The sequence below is a fragment of the Pseudomonas sp. Tun-23181 genome, assembly GCF_057415455.1.
In genome coordinates, this window is the sequence record NZ_CM171630.1 from 5,110,671 (window position 1) to 5,125,275 (window position 14,605).

Annotated in this window: 15 protein-coding genes; 10 read left to right on the forward strand and 5 right to left on the reverse strand. The window is 64.1% G+C overall.

The features are described 5' to 3' along the window. Positions 1 to 104: 104 nt before the first annotated feature. Complete coding sequence (locus tag ACDI39_RS24195) at positions 105 to 971, reverse strand: AraC family transcriptional regulator (RefSeq protein WP_486537131.1); 867 nt, start codon at positions 969 to 971, stop codon at positions 105 to 107. A gap of 152 nt (positions 972 to 1,123) precedes the next feature. On the opposite strand from ACDI39_RS24195, the gene ACDI39_RS24200 reads away from it, so the two are divergent. From ACDI39_RS24200 to ACDI39_RS24235, 8 genes are all read left to right on the forward strand, one after another. Then, on the forward strand, positions 1,124 to 1,510 hold the full coding sequence (locus ACDI39_RS24200; protein ID WP_225787434.1) for a hypothetical protein: 387 nt from the start codon (positions 1,124 to 1,126) through the stop codon (positions 1,508 to 1,510). A 19-nt stretch (positions 1,511 to 1,529) separates the two neighbouring features. After that, on the forward strand, positions 1,530 to 1,832 hold the full coding sequence (locus ACDI39_RS24205) for an antibiotic biosynthesis monooxygenase (protein WP_486537132.1): 303 nt from the start codon (positions 1,530 to 1,532) through the stop codon (positions 1,830 to 1,832). 248 nt (positions 1,833 to 2,080) lie between these two features. Next, the gene (locus tag ACDI39_RS24210) at positions 2,081 to 3,433 is read left to right on the forward strand and encodes an MFS transporter (RefSeq protein WP_225787436.1); all 1,353 of its coding nucleotides are present in this window, start codon (positions 2,081 to 2,083) and stop codon (positions 3,431 to 3,433) included. A gap of 27 nt (positions 3,434 to 3,460) precedes the next feature. Next, the gene (locus ACDI39_RS24215) at positions 3,461 to 4,450 is read left to right on the forward strand and encodes a LysR family transcriptional regulator (RefSeq protein WP_253090642.1); all 990 of its coding nucleotides are present in this window, start codon (positions 3,461 to 3,463) and stop codon (positions 4,448 to 4,450) included. After that, positions 4,437 to 5,852, forward strand: a complete 1,416-nt coding sequence (locus tag ACDI39_RS24220; protein ID WP_486537133.1) for an aspartate ammonia-lyase — start codon at positions 4,437 to 4,439, stop codon at positions 5,850 to 5,852. Before ACDI39_RS24215 ends, ACDI39_RS24220 begins: the two co-directional genes overlap by 14 nt. A gap of 146 nt (positions 5,853 to 5,998) precedes the next feature. Next, the gene (locus ACDI39_RS24225) at positions 5,999 to 6,706 is read left to right on the forward strand and encodes an AzlC family ABC transporter permease (protein ID WP_368816502.1); all 708 of its coding nucleotides are present in this window, start codon (positions 5,999 to 6,001) and stop codon (positions 6,704 to 6,706) included. Beyond that, a complete protein-coding gene (locus ACDI39_RS24230; RefSeq protein WP_225787440.1) occupies positions 6,703 to 7,011 on the forward strand; it encodes an AzlD family protein in 309 nt (102 codons plus the stop codon). Before ACDI39_RS24225 ends, ACDI39_RS24230 begins: the two co-directional genes overlap by 4 nt. 624 nt (positions 7,012 to 7,635) lie before the next feature. Then, on the forward strand, positions 7,636 to 8,763 hold the full coding sequence (locus ACDI39_RS24235) for a YkvI family membrane protein (RefSeq protein ID WP_225787441.1): 1,128 nt from the start codon (positions 7,636 to 7,638) through the stop codon (positions 8,761 to 8,763). Positions 8,764 to 8,835: 72 nt separating this feature from the next. Here ACDI39_RS24235 and ACDI39_RS24240 read toward each other — a convergent pair whose 3' ends face one another. From ACDI39_RS24240 to ACDI39_RS24250, 3 genes are all read right to left on the reverse strand, one after another. Continuing rightward, complete coding sequence (locus tag ACDI39_RS24240) at positions 8,836 to 9,654, reverse strand: helix-turn-helix domain-containing protein (RefSeq protein ID WP_225787442.1); 819 nt, start codon at positions 9,652 to 9,654, stop codon at positions 8,836 to 8,838. Between the two features lies 1 nt (position 9,655). After that, positions 9,656 to 9,877, reverse strand: a complete 222-nt coding sequence (locus tag ACDI39_RS24245) for an RNA-binding protein (RefSeq protein WP_225787443.1) — start codon at positions 9,875 to 9,877, stop codon at positions 9,656 to 9,658. A gap of 112 nt (positions 9,878 to 9,989) precedes the next feature. Continuing rightward, positions 9,990 to 11,063, reverse strand: a complete 1,074-nt coding sequence (locus ACDI39_RS24250) for an NAD(P)-dependent alcohol dehydrogenase (protein WP_225787444.1) — start codon at positions 11,061 to 11,063, stop codon at positions 9,990 to 9,992. 222 nt (positions 11,064 to 11,285) lie between these two features. Here ACDI39_RS24250 and ACDI39_RS24255 point away from each other — a divergent pair, with 222 nt between their 5' ends. Further along, on the forward strand, positions 11,286 to 12,212 hold the full coding sequence (locus ACDI39_RS24255; RefSeq protein ID WP_253080935.1) for a universal stress protein: 927 nt from the start codon (positions 11,286 to 11,288) through the stop codon (positions 12,210 to 12,212). Positions 12,213 to 12,389: 177 nt separating this feature from the next. On the opposite strand, the gene ACDI39_RS24260 is transcribed toward ACDI39_RS24255, so the two are convergent. Further along, positions 12,390 to 12,938 carry a GNAT family N-acetyltransferase gene (locus ACDI39_RS24260; protein WP_225787446.1) on the reverse strand — a complete coding sequence of 183 codons (549 nt, stop codon included), beginning with the start codon at positions 12,936 to 12,938 and terminating at the stop codon, positions 12,390 to 12,392. 237 nt (positions 12,939 to 13,175) lie between these two features. Between ACDI39_RS24260 and ACDI39_RS24265 the strand changes: the two genes are divergently transcribed. Continuing rightward, complete coding sequence (locus ACDI39_RS24265) at positions 13,176 to 14,549, forward strand: MBL fold metallo-hydrolase RNA specificity domain-containing protein (protein WP_225787447.1); 1,374 nt, start codon at positions 13,176 to 13,178, stop codon at positions 14,547 to 14,549. Positions 14,550 to 14,605 lie beyond the last annotated feature (56 nt).

The following is a 14,605-nucleotide window of genomic DNA, read 5'->3' on the forward strand; positions in this document are numbered from 1 at the left end:
TCCTTGTCATCACACCGCCTGGGCAGCTGATGAGTCTCCGGGGGCGGGTTTGCGTGCAGTATCGCTGAGACGGGGGGATCCGTATCTACTACGGCTGTAGTGGGTCAGGGCGTGCTGGGCGTGGTTGAATACGCTGGCACAAGCACGATGCTGCGCGCAGCACCTGCCTCACCGCTGGTGCCGCGTTCGAGCAGATAGCGTGCCGGCGGCTTGCCCATCGCCTTGCGGAACATAGTGACGAAGCCACTGGCGCTTTCATAGCCCAGCGCCAGCGCAACCGTCTGCACGCTCTCGCCCCTGGCCAGGCGTTGCAACGAAAGGATCACGTGCAACTGCCGCCGCCAGCGGCCGAAACTCATGCCGACTTGCTGCAGCAACAGCCGGCTCATGCTGCGTTCGCTCATGCCGATGCGCTTGGCCCATTCACCACTCGGTGTTTTGCTGGCCGGATCGGCCAGCAGCATTCGCGTCAACTGGCGCAGCCTGCGGTCGCTCGGCGTCGGTAGATGCAGGTCTTCGACGGGAGCTTCGCACAACTCGTCCAGCAAGGTCGCGATCAACCGCGCCTGCGGACCCTGCTCGGCGTACAGCGTTTCGAACCCCGTCGCCTTGAGCAGCAATTCGCGGAGCAAGGGCGACACGGCCAGGGTGCAACAGGCACTAGGTAAACCTTCGATGGCCTGCGGTTCGACGAACAGGCAATAGCACTCGGTTTCTCCCGACCCCCGGACCGAATGCAGCATGTCGCCCGGGATCCACAGTGCGCACTGCGGTGGCACGATCCACAGCCCGGTCTCTACCTCGCAATTGAGGATGCCTCGCACCGAGTAGATCAACTGCGCCTTGCGATGGCGGTGAGGTGCGTGCTCCCAGTCCCTGCCCACCCAGGAGGCATTCAAGGCGATGACCTGACGGGCAATGCCATCGATGTCCCACGAATGCGGGCTGTCCTCTGTGGCAGTCGGCTGCACGATGCTTGTTCCTGTGGAAGGCGGATGCCTTTGGCCGAAATGAAAAACAGAATGACAAGATTACGCAATGACGTCCACGGGGAGCGTCGTTATTGTGCAACGGCGTCGTCGACGCCTTGTTTTTTCAGGAGCCAACCCAGAGGACGAGCCCGATGCTTTTGAATTCCACCTATTTCCCGTTGGTCTGGATGAAGATCGGCGGTGCCGGCATCGATACCGGCGACGAGGGCTTTGCCGCGTTCGAAGCGCTGTTGGCCCGCGAGGAGCCTTTCGTGTTACTGGATGCGGAAAACGCAGACCGGCAGGCGCATGAGCATTCCCACGAAGAACGCAAGCGATTGTCGCTCTGGATGAAGCGTCACAAGGCCGCCTTGCGCGCTTTCGTCAGAGGGCAGGTGCTCGTCGAGCCCGATGCTGAAAAACAGAAAGCCGCCAGGTCGTTCGCCAGCACGTTCGAAGCCTTCTGGGGCTATCCGCTGTTGGTAGTGAACACCGAGGAAGAAGCCTTCAAGGTCGCGGATCAACTACTGGCGAAATGAACGGCGGAGCGATAGCGCCATGGGCCTGGTTGCAATCAACACAGTGGAAATCGACTCGGCCAATGGGGTGGCAGCGAACCTTCGGGGGAGGCTGGAAACACTGCTGCAAGCGCTGAATCGCACGTCCGGCTGCGTGGCTTATACCTTGGCTCGCCGGGAGTCCTCGAGCGAGGCCTGGATCATCACCGGACATTGGGACTCGGTCGAGCGCATGACCGAGCACTTCCACCTGCCCTGCCTGGCCACGCTGTTCGAACTGGCAGCGCAGCGGCGTTTGTCGAGGTTGTGCTTTACAACATTTCTGCTTGCCCCCTCTCCGTGAGCGAACGCCATCCTGCGCCTGTCACTGGCCAGGTGTAGATAGCCTCGCTCCACGAAGCTCCTGACGCTACCGAGCAACGCCGCGAGCCCGATAAAAGGCACCTCCATCAGTGTTCGTGGCCGCTAGTATCAAGGATCCTGATACTCCGAACACACCTGCTGTTTTGCTGATTGTGCAGCCGTAGACTCATTCGCAACCGGCCACCCGGGCCGGCCCACAACTACTACAAGAAGCAAGTGGAGACACGAATGAGTAGTCCAGTTTCGTTCGAAGACCTCCCCCTGAGCCGCTTCCACCTGCGGACGGTGTTCAGTGGCACAGGCGGTCAATTCAGTGACGGATTCGTGCTAGGGATCATCGGCATCGCGGTCAGCATGGCGGCGGGGCCGTTGCAATTGAATGCGCTATGGATGGGGCTGCTCGGCGCGGCGTCATTGGCGGGCCTGTTCCTCGGCAGCCTGTTTGCCGGGCCATTGGCCGACAAGTTCGGCCGTCGCACCATCTTTGCCTGGGACATGCTGTTGTTCGCAGGTATCTCGGCCTCGCAGTTCTTCGTCACCTCACCGGAGCAGTTGCTGGTGCTGCGTCTGCTGCTGGGCCTGGTGCTGGGCTTCGACTATGTGGTGAGCAAGTCGCTGGTCACCGAGTTCGCCCCGCGTCGTTACCGTGGTCGCCTGCTCAGCGTGCTCGCGGCAGCCTGGGCGGCGGGGTACGTGGCGGCCTACCTGGTGGGCTTCGCCATCCGTGATATCGGCCCGGACGCCTGGCGGGTGATGCTGGCGTTGAGCGGTGTGCCGGCGTTGCTGATCCTGCCGCTGCGCCTGGGCGTGCCAGAGTCGCCGATCTGGCTGGTGGCCCGTGGCCGTAGGGAGGAAGCGCTGGCCATCGTGCGCGCCAAGTTCGGCCCGAACGTGAGCCTGCCGACAGCACCCGTCACGCCAAGCAAGCGCGGCGGTTTCAACGAACTGATGAGCAAGCGCTGGCGCAAGAACACCCTGGTCGGCTGCGTGTTCTACACCTGCCAGGTGATCCCGTTCTTCGCCCTGGGTACGTTCTCGCCCCGGGTGCTGGAAGCGCTCAACGTACAGGACAAGTTCGTCGGCGGCCTGGTGTACAACGTGCTGCTGATGATCGGTGCGCTGCTCGGTTTGCTGATCATCGACCGCATCTCGCGCCGGGCATTCCTGGTCGGCACCTTCTACCTCAGTGCCGTGGGCCTGGCCGCGCTGGCCTGGGCCGGCCTCGGGCCGCTGGGCACCATCATCGCCTTCGGCTTCTTCGCCTGCGTGCTGGCGGCAGCAGTCAACCTGGAGTTCGTCTACCCCGGCGAGCTGTTCCCCACCCACCTGCGGGCCTCGGGTATCGGCATGGCGGTGGCCGCCAGTCGCTTCGGTTCGGCTTTCGCCACCTTCTTGCTGCCGATCGCCGTGCAGCACCTGGGGGTGCATACGGCGCTGGGAGTGTGCGTCGGTGTGCTGGTGTTCGGCGGGGTGTTCTGTCACCTGTTCGCCCCCGAGACCAGCCAGGAGCAGCTTGCAGCGGTCAGTCCCGAGGCCCAGGCTGCGGCCACGGCCGATGAGCGGCCGGCCAACGCGCACTGATCCGCTAACGCTAAAAAGGAAGATCCCATGCCAGCCAATCGACTGATCGACATGCACGCAGTACAGGTGTTCATCGCCGTGGCCGAGGAGGGCAGCATGTCGGGCGCGGCCAGCCGCATGGGGATCTCCCAGTCCGGGGTGTCGCAAATGGTCCGCCAGTTGGAGGACGAGTTGGGGGTCGTGCTGGTCGATCGCACCACGCGGCCATTGACCCTGACCCCCTTCGGCCTGGCCCTGCGCAACCGTGGTGCGCTGCTCAGCGAGGAGCTGTCCAACCTCAAGGCCCAGGTGCTGGATGCCGGGCGCGGGGTAAAGCCCGACCTGCGCATCGGCCTGGTCGACTCCTTCGCCGCCACCTGCGGCTCGATGTTCACCCGGCAGATGCTCGGCCAGGTGACGCAGTTGTCGGTGCGCACGGGCTTGAGCCCGCAGCAGGGCGAATCGCTGCTGCGCCGTGACCTGGACCTGATCGTCACCAGCGACCCACTGATGGATGCCAACGACGTGATCCGCTACCGCCTGTTCACCGAACGCTACTTCGTGATCACGCCCAAGACCCTGGGCAAACAGCTGCACAGCATCGAGGACGTCCGTGCGCTGGCCAATGTGCTGCCGGTGGTGCGTTTCAACCGCACCTCGCAGGTGGGCCGGCAGATCGAGCGGCACCTGCGCAGCCTCAACGTGCGCGTACCCAACCGCCTGGAGCTGGACAACGCCGACGCCCTGACCGCCATGGTCGCCGAGGGTATCGGTTGGGCGGTGACCAGCCCCATGTGCTTTCTCCAGGCCTTGCCCTGGGTGGATAACGTCACCGCCCACCTTGCACCCGAGCTGAACCTGGAGCGCTCGCTGTACCTGGTGGCCAGACGCAATGAATACGGCGCCTTCTTCGCAGATGCCTGCGAGTCGGCGCGTACCGTCATCTTCGACTCCTTCCTGCCGCGCCTCGAGGCGCTGGGCAAGGGGGTCGAGGCTTTAGTGAAATTCGATGAGGGAACTACCTGTGAGTACTTTTGACCGTGTCGACGTGCGCGTCGAACAGGACTATGTGGGCGATGTGCAGATTCCGGCAAGCAAGCTCTACGGCGTGAACTCCGTACGCGGGTTCGACAACCTGACCGTCTCGCCGCTGACCGTCGCCCATTATCCGGCGTTGCGCGATGCCTTCGCCCAGTGCAAGTGGGCCGCGGCCCTGGCTAACCTCGACTGCGGTGTGATCGGCGGCACCCAGGCTGAGGCCATTGCGCAGGCCTGCCAGTCGCTGATCGCTGGTGAGTGCGACGACTCGCTGATCGTCGACCTGATGGAGGGCTCGGGCGGAACCTCGACCAATATGAATTTCAACGAGGTCATCGCCAATCGCGCCCAGCAGTTGCTCGGCCATGCCGCCGGCAGCTATGACGTGGTGCACCCCAACGACCACGTCAACATCTCCCAGTCGACCAACGATGTGTATCCGGCGGCACTGAAGATCGCCACCCATGCCATGCTCGGTGGGTTGATCGAGCAGGTGAAATTGCTGGCGGCCGTATTCGAGGCCAAGGCCGTGCAGTTCGCCGACATCCTCCATCTGGGCCGCACCTGCCTGCAGGATGCCCAGCCCATGCGCCTGGGCCAGCTGTTCTCCGGCTACGCCTCGCTGACCCGCCGCCTGGCCGATGAGCTGGTGGCCGTGCGCGGCAAGCTGCGTACCCTGCCGCTGGGCGGCACTGCCATCGGTACCGGCTTCGGTGCCCCGGCCGACTACCGTGCGGCGGTGTACCAGCACCTGGCACGCATCACCCAGGTGGAGTACCTGGCCCCGGCCAACCCGTTCGATGCCATGCAGAACATGGACGTGTTCGCCCGTGTCTCCGGCGAGTTGCGCACCTGCTCGGCGTCGCTGGCGAAGATCGCCGCTGACCTGACCAAATTGTCTTCCGGCCCGGTAGGTGGCCTGGGCGAGCTGAAGCTGCCGGAAGCCCAGGCCGGTTCGTCGATCATGCCCGGCAAGGTCAACCCAGTGCTGCCGATGGCGATGATCCAGCTGAGTTTCGCAGTGATCGGCAACGACGTCGCCGTGGCCCAGGCCGTGCAGTATGGCGAGCTTGAGATCAATCACTTCGAGCCTGTGGTGGCCTCGCGGGTGTTCGACAGCATCACCTTGCTGACTCAAGGCATCGAACGTTTCCGCGACAAGTGCGTGGCTGGTATCCAGGCGGATGAGGCACGCAATCTGGCGCATCTCACCGACTCCATGGCCGTGGCCACTGCCCTGGTGCCGCGCCTGGGTTATGCCCAGGTCAGCAAGCTGGCGCGCCAGTCGGTGAACGAAGGTCGCTCGCTGCTGGCGATCATGGCCGAGTCGGGAGTGATGACTGAGGCCGACGCGATAGCGGCCATCGAGAAGGCGTCGTGCCCGGTGTTCGAGGGGCGGTGATCGATAGCGCATTAGCGCTATCACAGCAGGCCAGTGGGGGTGTCCCCTGGCCTGCCGAACACTTATTCGCTTTTCTGAATCAAGGCTGCCCAGCAAAATATGCCCCAATGCCTGAGCACCCATACAGAAAAGAGGAGAGGTTTGCGTTGAGTGTGGAAAATAGACCCGTGCGGTTGGACGCGGGCGAGGTATGGGGTGGCTTCAAGCAGCTTCTGCCCATTTCCCTGTTCGTCGTTGTCTTCGGTGTCGCCTTCGGCCTGGCTGCGGCCCAGACTGGGCTGGACGATGTATCGACACTACTGATGAGTGCGTTGGTGTTTGCCGGCGCGGCGCAGTTCGCTGTTCTCGATATGTGGGGAACGCATGTACCGATCGTCCCGCTGGTCATCACGGTGTTCGCGATCAACGCCCGGCACCTGCTGATGGGCGCGACCCTGTATCCCTGGTTGAAGGACCTGCCCCGGGCCAGGCGCTACGGGGTGATGCTGGTGGTGTCCGATGCCAACTGGGCGATGTCGATGCAGGCCTTCAACCGCGGCAAGCCTGGCCTGGGGCTCTTGTTGGGTGGGGGCATCGCGTTGTGGTCGGCCTGGGCGCTGGGCAGTTGGCTGGGCCTGTACTTCGGTAGCGCGATCCAGGACCCGGTCAGCCTGGGGCTCGACATGGTGATGGGATGCTTCCTGCTGGCAATGGTGATCGGTGGGCAAAAGAACCTGCGCATGCTGGTTATCTGGAGCCTTGCGGCGTGCTCATCGCTCCTGGCGTACGCGTACCTGCCTGAAAACAGTCATGTGGTGGTCGGGGCATTGGCCGGTGGTGTGCTGGGAGCACTCTGGATGGAGAAGAAGCAATGAGTATCGAAAGCACAGGCCTCGGCACGTTCGTCATTATCCTGGTCATGGCGGTGGTGACCCTGGCCACGCGCTGGGGTGGCGTTTTCGTGATGTCGTTCGTGCCGATCAACTACCGCGTGCAGCAGTTCATCAATGCCATGTCGGGTTCGGTATTGGTGGCGGTCATCGCCCCGCTGGCGGTGACGGGCGACATGGGCGCGCGTCTGGCCTTGCTGGCGACCGCGGTCGTCATGCTGTCGCTGAGAAAACCGCTGCCGGCGATTGCCGCAGGCATCATCGTGGCGGCAATCGCCAGGCAGTTCTGAAGGACGGCCCTGACTCCACCGGTGTACGGCAAGGGCTGCGCCCTTGTTCGCGAGCAAGCTCGCTCCTACAGGGGCCTGCCTCAACCGTATGTTCTCTGCGCGACAGCTCAGTCCGAAGGGCAGGGTGATCCCTCATAAGCACAGTGATGAATGACAGAAGGGGGAGCGGCCTTGTGGCGCGAAAGGGGCGCGCAGCGGCCCAGTGACCGGTATCCACCAGTTCGCCGAGGGCAGATCAACGGCACGCGTGTGATATTGCGGGTATGCACTTGGTTGTCGTGGCAGAGCCGGTAGGCCGAGCACGGTAGGGTATTCTCGACCTTGCTCGTCCACTGGCCACCCCTGTTCTGGTACACGCTTCCCAAGTGTCGCGAACAGACACGCAAACGGCGTTAGCGGAAGGTTCGGTGGGCAAAACCAGCACGTACATTGCTTGTCGAATCCACGCTGGATAACAAAGAGAAGAACCACCACTCCCAGCCCTTCCACCCGCTCGATCACGTTACAACTGTCGAAAAAAGCCTTTCATACCCAGTGTTCTTCGGGCGCTGCGCGCTGCCCTGCTGCGCCTGGAATACAGCGACTTCTAGCAATAAGAAAAAGAAGCACGAGGACGTAGTCAAAATGGATAAGCAACATTCCCCCGCCCGCATTTCCCGAATGTTCGTCATCGGTGGCGCCTGTATCGCCCTGCTGATCGGCTCCGGCTTCGCCACAGGCCAGGAAATCATGCAGTACTTCGTGGCCTACGAATATGCCGGCCTGGCCAGTATCGCGCTCATGTTCCTGCTATTCACCTACGTGGCACTGAGTTTTGTCATGGCGGGTTACGAGCAACAGTTTTCCGCACCCAAAGACATCTTCAGGTATTACTGCGGCAAGCCTATCGGGACGTTCTTCGACTACTTCTCGGTGTTGTTCCTGTACATGTCGTTCTGGGTCATGATCGCTGGCGCGGGGGCGGCCCTGAACCAGCAGTTCGGCTGGCCCAACTGGTATGGCGGCGTCCTCATGGGCGGGCTGACCCTGGTGACGCTGTTCTTCGGCTTCAACCGCCTGATCAGCGTGGTGGGCTCCATCGGCCCGCTGCTCTCGGTGCTGGCGATCGTCATCGGCGTGGCGGGTGTGCTCATGGCACCTGAAGGCCTGGAGCAGTACCCGGCCACGCTCAAGCCCCTGGTGGAGGACAAGACCGTCCTGCAGGCCGGCAGCAGCTGGTTCACGGCGTGCCTGTCCTATGTCGGCTTCTGCATGATGTGGCTGGCGGCCTTCATGACCAACCTGGGCAGCACCAGCAACAATCGCGCCGAGGCCGGTGGCGGCGCCGTCCTGGGCATGGTGCTGTTCTCCCTGGCGGTCCTGGCCATGATGCTCGGCCTGGCGGCGCACCTGGAGGATGTGGCCAGTGCGCAAATTCCTTCGCTGATCCTGGTTGAAAAGCTGAGCCCCAGTCTGTCTGGCCTGGTGACGCTGGTCATCTTCGCGGCCATCTACACCACAGCGGCTTCGCTGCTGTGGGCGCCGGTGAAGCGTTTCGCGCCGGATGAGTTCAGTGCCCGGCACCGTGGGCTGCTGTGCGTGCTCTGCGTGGTCGGCACCGCCGTGGGCTTGAACGTACCCTTCGATGCGTTGATCAACGTGGTGTACGTGCTCAATGGCTATATCGGCTTCTGCCTGTTGTTCCTGATGCTGGTGACCGATTTCAAGCGGCGCGTGCTGAAGCGTTCGCCCCAGGTGATCGGGCAAAACTGAACGTTCGCCCCCATGCCAGTCAGTTAAGCGTCACTGACTGGCATGGGGGCGAACCTGTCGTCTTTTTTTCACTCAGTCCTCAGCGGGCCGGGCGCACGCCGAGCGTGACCGTGACTTGCCGTAGCCATGTTCCAACGCCATCAGCGCCGGCAGGTCGAGGATCTCCACGACGCGCCCACGCAGGCGCACGATTTCCAGTTGCCGCAGGTGCGCGATGCCCCGGCAGACGGTTTCCAGGCGCAGCCCCAGGTAGGAGGCGATGTCTTCCCGCGACATGCGCAGGACGAAACCGTGGGCCGAATAGCCCCGGTTGACGAAGCGCCTGGACAGCCCCACCAAAAAGCTCGCCAGGCGTTCCTCGGCCGTGAGGTTGCAGATCATCAGCACGCGCTCGTGCTCGCGGACGATTTCCCGGCTGAGCAGGCGGTTCAGGCTTTGTTGCAGGAAGGGGAACTCACGGGCCAACGCTTCCAGGCGCTGGTAGGGGATGGGGCAGACCTCGCTGTCTTCCAGGGCGATGGCATCGCAGACATGGCGGTTGGTGCTGATCGCATCCAGCCCCATCACATCGCCCGGCATCCAGAAGTTGATGACCAGGCCCTGCCCCTCGGCATTGGTGAGGCTGGTCTTGAAGCTGCCGAAGCGTATCGCGTAGAGGTACTGCAACGGGTCGTTGGCGTGGTACAGGCCGCAACCTTTCCTGACCCTGATGCGCTGGCCGATCAGCGCGCTGAAGCGGCCATTGTCCTGCTCGGGCAGGCCGGTGGGCAGGCACAGCGAGCCGACCCTGCAGCCCTTGCAGACAGAGGCGAGCGGGTGCAGGTGGATCGGCGGGGCCGCGGCATCCTGGGGCGGTTGTTCGATGAGCCTGGCGTTGATCCGCTCGTACATGTCAGGCCTCCGTCGGGTGCGCGCGGGCACTTGGGCGGGGCAGGTGATCCGGGGGGACCGGGCAAGGAGCGATCATCGCCAGGGAATGCGGGGCGTTGAGGCGGCTGTTCAAGCGTTCCACGAACTGGCGAGCCTCCTCGTGGCTGTTGAAGGCCACGCGCCACAGGTCCATGTGCACCCACCAACGGCCCTGTCGTGGGTGCTTCTCGATATAGACGTTCATCGGCCATCCTCCGCGTGGTTGCGCCAGGCCAAGGCCTGTGAGGTTCAGACGTACCTGTACATGCACATTCGATGAAGCGTGACAGCGTCCATGCCCAGCGTGGCAGGAGGATTCAGGGCGTGATCGCCACCTTCATGACCCCATCGCGCTGATGGGCGAACAGTTCATAGGCCGCCTCGATATCGTCGAGTTTGAAGCGGTGCGTCACCAGCGGCGACAGGTCGACGTGGCCGCTGGCGACCACTTGCATCAGGCGGCGCATGCGCTCCTTGCCGCCCGGGCAGAGGGTGGTGACGATGCTGTAGTCGCCGAGCCCGGCGGCGAAACCGTCCAGCGGAATGCGCAGGTCGCTGGCGTAGACCCCGAGGCTCGACAGCGTGCCCCCTGGACGTAGTACGCGCAGGGCCGACTCGAAGGTCGCCTGGGTGCCCAGGGCCTCGATCGCCACGTCGACCCCACGGCCGTCGGTGAGGGCCATGATCTGTTCCACCACGTCGCCCTGCTTGAAGTCGACCACATGGGTCGCGCCGAGCTGGCGTGCCACGGCCATGCGTGGCGCGATCGAGTCGATGCCGATGATGGTCGTGGCGCCCATCAGGCGTGCCCCGGCGACCGCGCACAGGCCGATGGGGCCGAGGGCGAACACGACGACCGCGTCACCGATCTTCACGCCACCGCGTTCGGCGCCGGAAAAGCCTGTGGACATGATGTCCGGACACATCAGCACCTGCTCGTCGGAAAGCCCGTCGGGAATGGGCGAGAGGTTGACCATGGCGTCGGGCACCAGCACGTACTCGGCCTGGCAACCGTCGATGATGTTGCCGAACTTCCAGCCCCCGGTGGCCTTGAAGCCATGCCGGGTGCCCGGCCCATCCTGGGAGGCGCAGCCGCACAGGCAGGCGTTGCTGTGGCCGCTGGGGGTGATCGCCCCGGCGATGACCCGCTGGCCTTCGCTGAAGCCCTGGACCTGGGCGCCCAGTTTCTCGATGACCCCGACCGGTTCGTGGCCGACGGTCAAGCCCTTGGCCACGGGGTACTCGCCACGCAGGATATGCACGTCGGTGCCGCAGATCGTGGTGGTGGTGATCCGCACCAGCGCATCGAGGGGGCCCACGTCGGGAATGGGTTTCTCGTCCAGCACGATTCTGTTCTTGTCGACGAAGATCGCAGCTTTCATGCGAGCCATGGCAACGCCTCCTGATCCGTGATCGGCATTCGAAATGTTCACCTAGCGTGCGCCAAAACCCTGGGCATCCATTGACCGGTGTCAATGTTTCGCTCGGGATTGGCCGGTCGCGCGCGACCGTATGTCGGCCCGCTAGGTGCCGATGCGATCTTGATACAGGTCAAGCGGGCAGCAGGGCGGAGGCGCAGCATCGAAGCACGACTCCCGAGCATGAGGTGCGCCATGGCCGACCAACAACGACTGCTGCTCATCGCCTCCCCGCTGATGCAGCATACCCCCGCCCACGAACGGGCCGCGGCCCTGGCCAAGGCCAAGGGCATGGCCCTGCACATCGTGGCGTTCGACTACCTCGAAGGGCTGGCCACGGCCGGGCTGGTGGATGAGCAGGCCCTGGCGGCGATGCGCCAGGGCTACCTGGAGCGACACCGCCAATGGCTCGAGACCCAGGCCGTGCCGCTGCGCCGCAACGGGCTCACGGTGACCACCGAGGTCGTCTGGGTGCAGGATGTGCTCGATGAAATCCTCGCCCACCTGCGCGAGTATCCGTTCGCCATGCTCATCAAGGATATCGAGCAGGCGTCGCGCCTGCAGCGGGCGCTGTTCACCACGCTCGATGTCCGGCTGCTGCGCGAGTGCCGGGTGCCGCTGCACTTCGTCTGTGCCACCCGGCATGCCCTCCCGCGCAGGGTGCTGGCGGCTGTGGACCTGTCGCGGCCGCAAGACCAGTACGAAGGGTTCAATGACCGCATCATCAGCGAAGCCTTGAAGCTGGCCTTGCAATGCAATGCGCAGATGGAGCTTCTCTACGTCTACGATCTGGGCACCATGTACCAGGAGGCCGAGACCCTTGCCCGGCGTTCGTTCCTGTTCGACGCCAACGCCGCCGAGACCTTGCACGCGGCGCAGGGTGACGAGTTCAATCAGTTGGCCGAACGCAATGGCATTCCTCCCGAGCGCTGCCACATGATCATGGGCGACCCGGCCAAGGTACTGACGTTGTTCGTCGGGCATCACGATATCGATGTGGTGGTGATGGGGCGGACCCACCATCGCGGCGTCGCCAGGTATATCGGCAGCACGGTCGAACGGATGCTGTACAAGTTGCCGACCAGCGTGCTGGTGATCACGCCGGAGCAGGCGGTGGTGTGAGCGACAGGGGCCGCTTCGCGCCCCATCGCCGGCAAGCCGGCTCCCACAGAGTCCCTACAAACCGCATCATCTAGGGTACGACTCGTACCTTGTGGGAGCCGGCTTGCCGGCGATGGGCTGCAAGGCAGCCCCATGCCGCGTGACTGACCGGCATTGACGCCCGTCCCGCATCGACACTCACTCGCGCAGTGCGAGTTCATGGATGATCTCAGAGACATCCCCGTCCAGGTAACGGGCAGAAAAGCCAAGCGCCTTGGCAAGCCGGTGCATCCCGTAGTTGCCCGCCAGGTCGCGCGACACCATGCCGTGCAAGCCATCGCTCCGGGCGGCATCGATCAGGTGCCGCATCAGCAGCCTGCCCAGCCCCTTGCGCCGCCAGGGCTCGCTCACCGCCACCGCGCAGGTGCAGTCCTGGCTGCCGGGGATCGCCGCGTAGCGGCTCAAGCCGATCTGGCACAATTGGCCTGTGTCATGCACCAGGGCGACGAACACCCTGCACCCGTGAGGGTCCACGTCCATCAGCCGGTCGATCATCGACGGCGCGCGGCCATCGAACCCTGCCAGGCGGCGGAAGTGGCGCACGTCGTGGGCCATCGCCCCGAGGAAACGCCGCCCCCGCTCCCGGTCCTCCTCGCGCAGGGGGCGGATCAACACCGGTGTTCCGTCATCCAGGGCCTCGACCCAATGTGGGCAGGCCAGGTCGTCATCGTCATGCTTGCTGTTCATACCCTGCTCCCAAGCGCTCGATCCCAGCCGGCAACAAGGTTGTTGTAGAACGCCTGGCCCCGGGCGACCTGACCTGCATCAAGTTTCCGGTGCGGCGCGAGCCTTTCTGACCTGGATCAAGCCGGCAGGCGGCGGCGCTTCGATAATCCGTGGACGAGCCGCTTTGGCGGGCATGTCCGATGGCCTGTAGCGCCCTGGCGGTCAACCCACGCCTGACTGATCCCAGAGGTCGATGCCATGCAGCTTACCTTCCTCGGTGCCACCGGCACGGTGACCGGCAGCAAGTTCCTGCTCGAACGCGGTGCCACCCGTATCCTCGTCGACTGCGGCTTGTTCCAGGGCTACAAGCAGCTGCGGCTGCGCAACTGGCAACCCTTGCCGATGCCGCTGCATTCACTCGACGCGGTGCTGCTGACCCATGCCCACCTGGACCACAGCGGCTACCTGCCCGTGCTAGCCCGGGAAGGCTATCGCGGGCCGGTCTACGCCACCCCCGCCACCTGCGAGCTGGCCAGGATACTGCTGCTCGACAGCGGACGGCTGCAGGAGGAGGAAGCCGACTATGCCAACCGGCGGGGCTATTCCAAGCATCATCCCGCCCGTGCCCTCTATACCGAAGAGGACGCCCAGCGTGCCTTGAAACTGTTACGGCCGCTGGAGTTGCACCAGCGGGTGCAGATCGCCCCTGGCGTGCACGTCTACCTGCGTTCGGCCGGGCACATCCTGGGCGCTGCCAGCGTGGAGCTCAGTGTCGATGGCCAGACGCTGGTGTTCTCCGGCGACCTGGGGCGGCCGGAAGACCCGGTCATGTATGCGCCCGAGCCCATCGAGGCGGCCGACATCCTGCTGGTGGAGTCCACCTATGGCGATCGCCAGCACCCCGCCGGCTCGACCGAGCAGTACATCGCGGATGTCATCAACCAGACCTCGCTGCGCCAGGGCATCACCCTGGTGCCTTCGTTCGCCGTCGGGCGCGCCCAGTTGTTGATGTACTACCTCTACAAGCTGAAGAAGGACGGGCTGATCCCCGATATCCCGGTCTATCTCAATAGCCCCATGGCCACCGACGCCACGGCGCTGTACCTGCGCTTTCACAGCGAGCACCGTTTGTCGGCCGAGGAGTGTGCGGCGATGTACCGGAGCACGCGCATCGTTCGCTCGGTCGACGAGTCCCGCCAACTGGACCAGTTGCGCGGGCCTGCGGTGATCATCGCCGCCAGTGGCATGGCGACCGGTGGGCGGGTGCTGCACCACCTCAAGGCGTTGGCGCCCAACCCTCGCAACAGCCTGCTGTTCTCAGGCTTCCAGGCCGGTGGCACGCGTGGGGCGGACATCGTCGCCGGGGCGAGGAGCGTGCGCATGCATGGCATGGACGTTCCCATCAACGCACAGGTGTTCGCCATGGAGAATCTTTCCGCCCATGCCGATGCCGACGAAATCATCCAGTGGCTGCGGGGTTTGCGTACCGCGCCCCGGCAGACCTACGTGGTGCATGGCGAGCCCCACGCCGCCGATACCTTGCGCCGGCGCATCAGCCTCGAGCTCGGTTGGTCGGTGTGTGTGCCGGAGCACTTGCAGACGGTGCCGGTGGGGCAGGGGGAGGAGCACTAATTACACCGTTGGGCTTGGCAAATGCTGGGGCCGCTTCGCAGCCCCAGATGACCCAC

Excerpts from the sequence above, each read along its gene's own strand:
- ACDI39_RS24200 (WP_225787434.1), top strand. The coding sequence starts at position 1,124 with ATGCTTTTGAATTCCACCTATTTCCCGTTGGTCTGGATGAAGATCGGC.
- ACDI39_RS24205 (WP_486537132.1), top strand. The coding sequence starts at position 1,530 with ATGGGCCTGGTTGCAATCAACACAGTGGAAATCGACTCGGCCAATGGG.
- ACDI39_RS24210 (WP_225787436.1), top strand. The coding sequence starts at position 2,081 with ATGAGTAGTCCAGTTTCGTTCGAAGACCTCCCCCTGAGCCGCTTCCAC.
- ACDI39_RS24215 (WP_253090642.1), top strand. The coding sequence starts at position 3,461 with ATGCCAGCCAATCGACTGATCGACATGCACGCAGTACAGGTGTTCATC.
- ACDI39_RS24230 (WP_225787440.1), top strand. The coding sequence starts at position 6,703 with ATGAGTATCGAAAGCACAGGCCTCGGCACGTTCGTCATTATCCTGGTC.
- ACDI39_RS24235 (WP_225787441.1), top strand. The coding sequence starts at position 7,636 with ATGGATAAGCAACATTCCCCCGCCCGCATTTCCCGAATGTTCGTCATC.
- ACDI39_RS24240 (WP_225787442.1), bottom strand. The coding sequence starts at position 9,654 with ATGTACGAGCGGATCAACGCCAGGCTCATCGAACAACCGCCCCAGGAT.
- ACDI39_RS24245 (WP_225787443.1), bottom strand. The coding sequence starts at position 9,877 with ATGAACGTCTATATCGAGAAGCACCCACGACAGGGCCGTTGGTGGGTG.
- ACDI39_RS24250 (WP_225787444.1), bottom strand. The coding sequence starts at position 11,063 with ATGGCTCGCATGAAAGCTGCGATCTTCGTCGACAAGAACAGAATCGTG.
- ACDI39_RS24255 (WP_253080935.1), top strand. The coding sequence starts at position 11,286 with ATGGCCGACCAACAACGACTGCTGCTCATCGCCTCCCCGCTGATGCAG.
- ACDI39_RS24260 (WP_225787446.1), bottom strand. The coding sequence starts at position 12,938 with ATGAACAGCAAGCATGACGATGACGACCTGGCCTGCCCACATTGGGTC.
- ACDI39_RS24265 (WP_225787447.1), top strand. The coding sequence starts at position 13,176 with ATGCAGCTTACCTTCCTCGGTGCCACCGGCACGGTGACCGGCAGCAAG.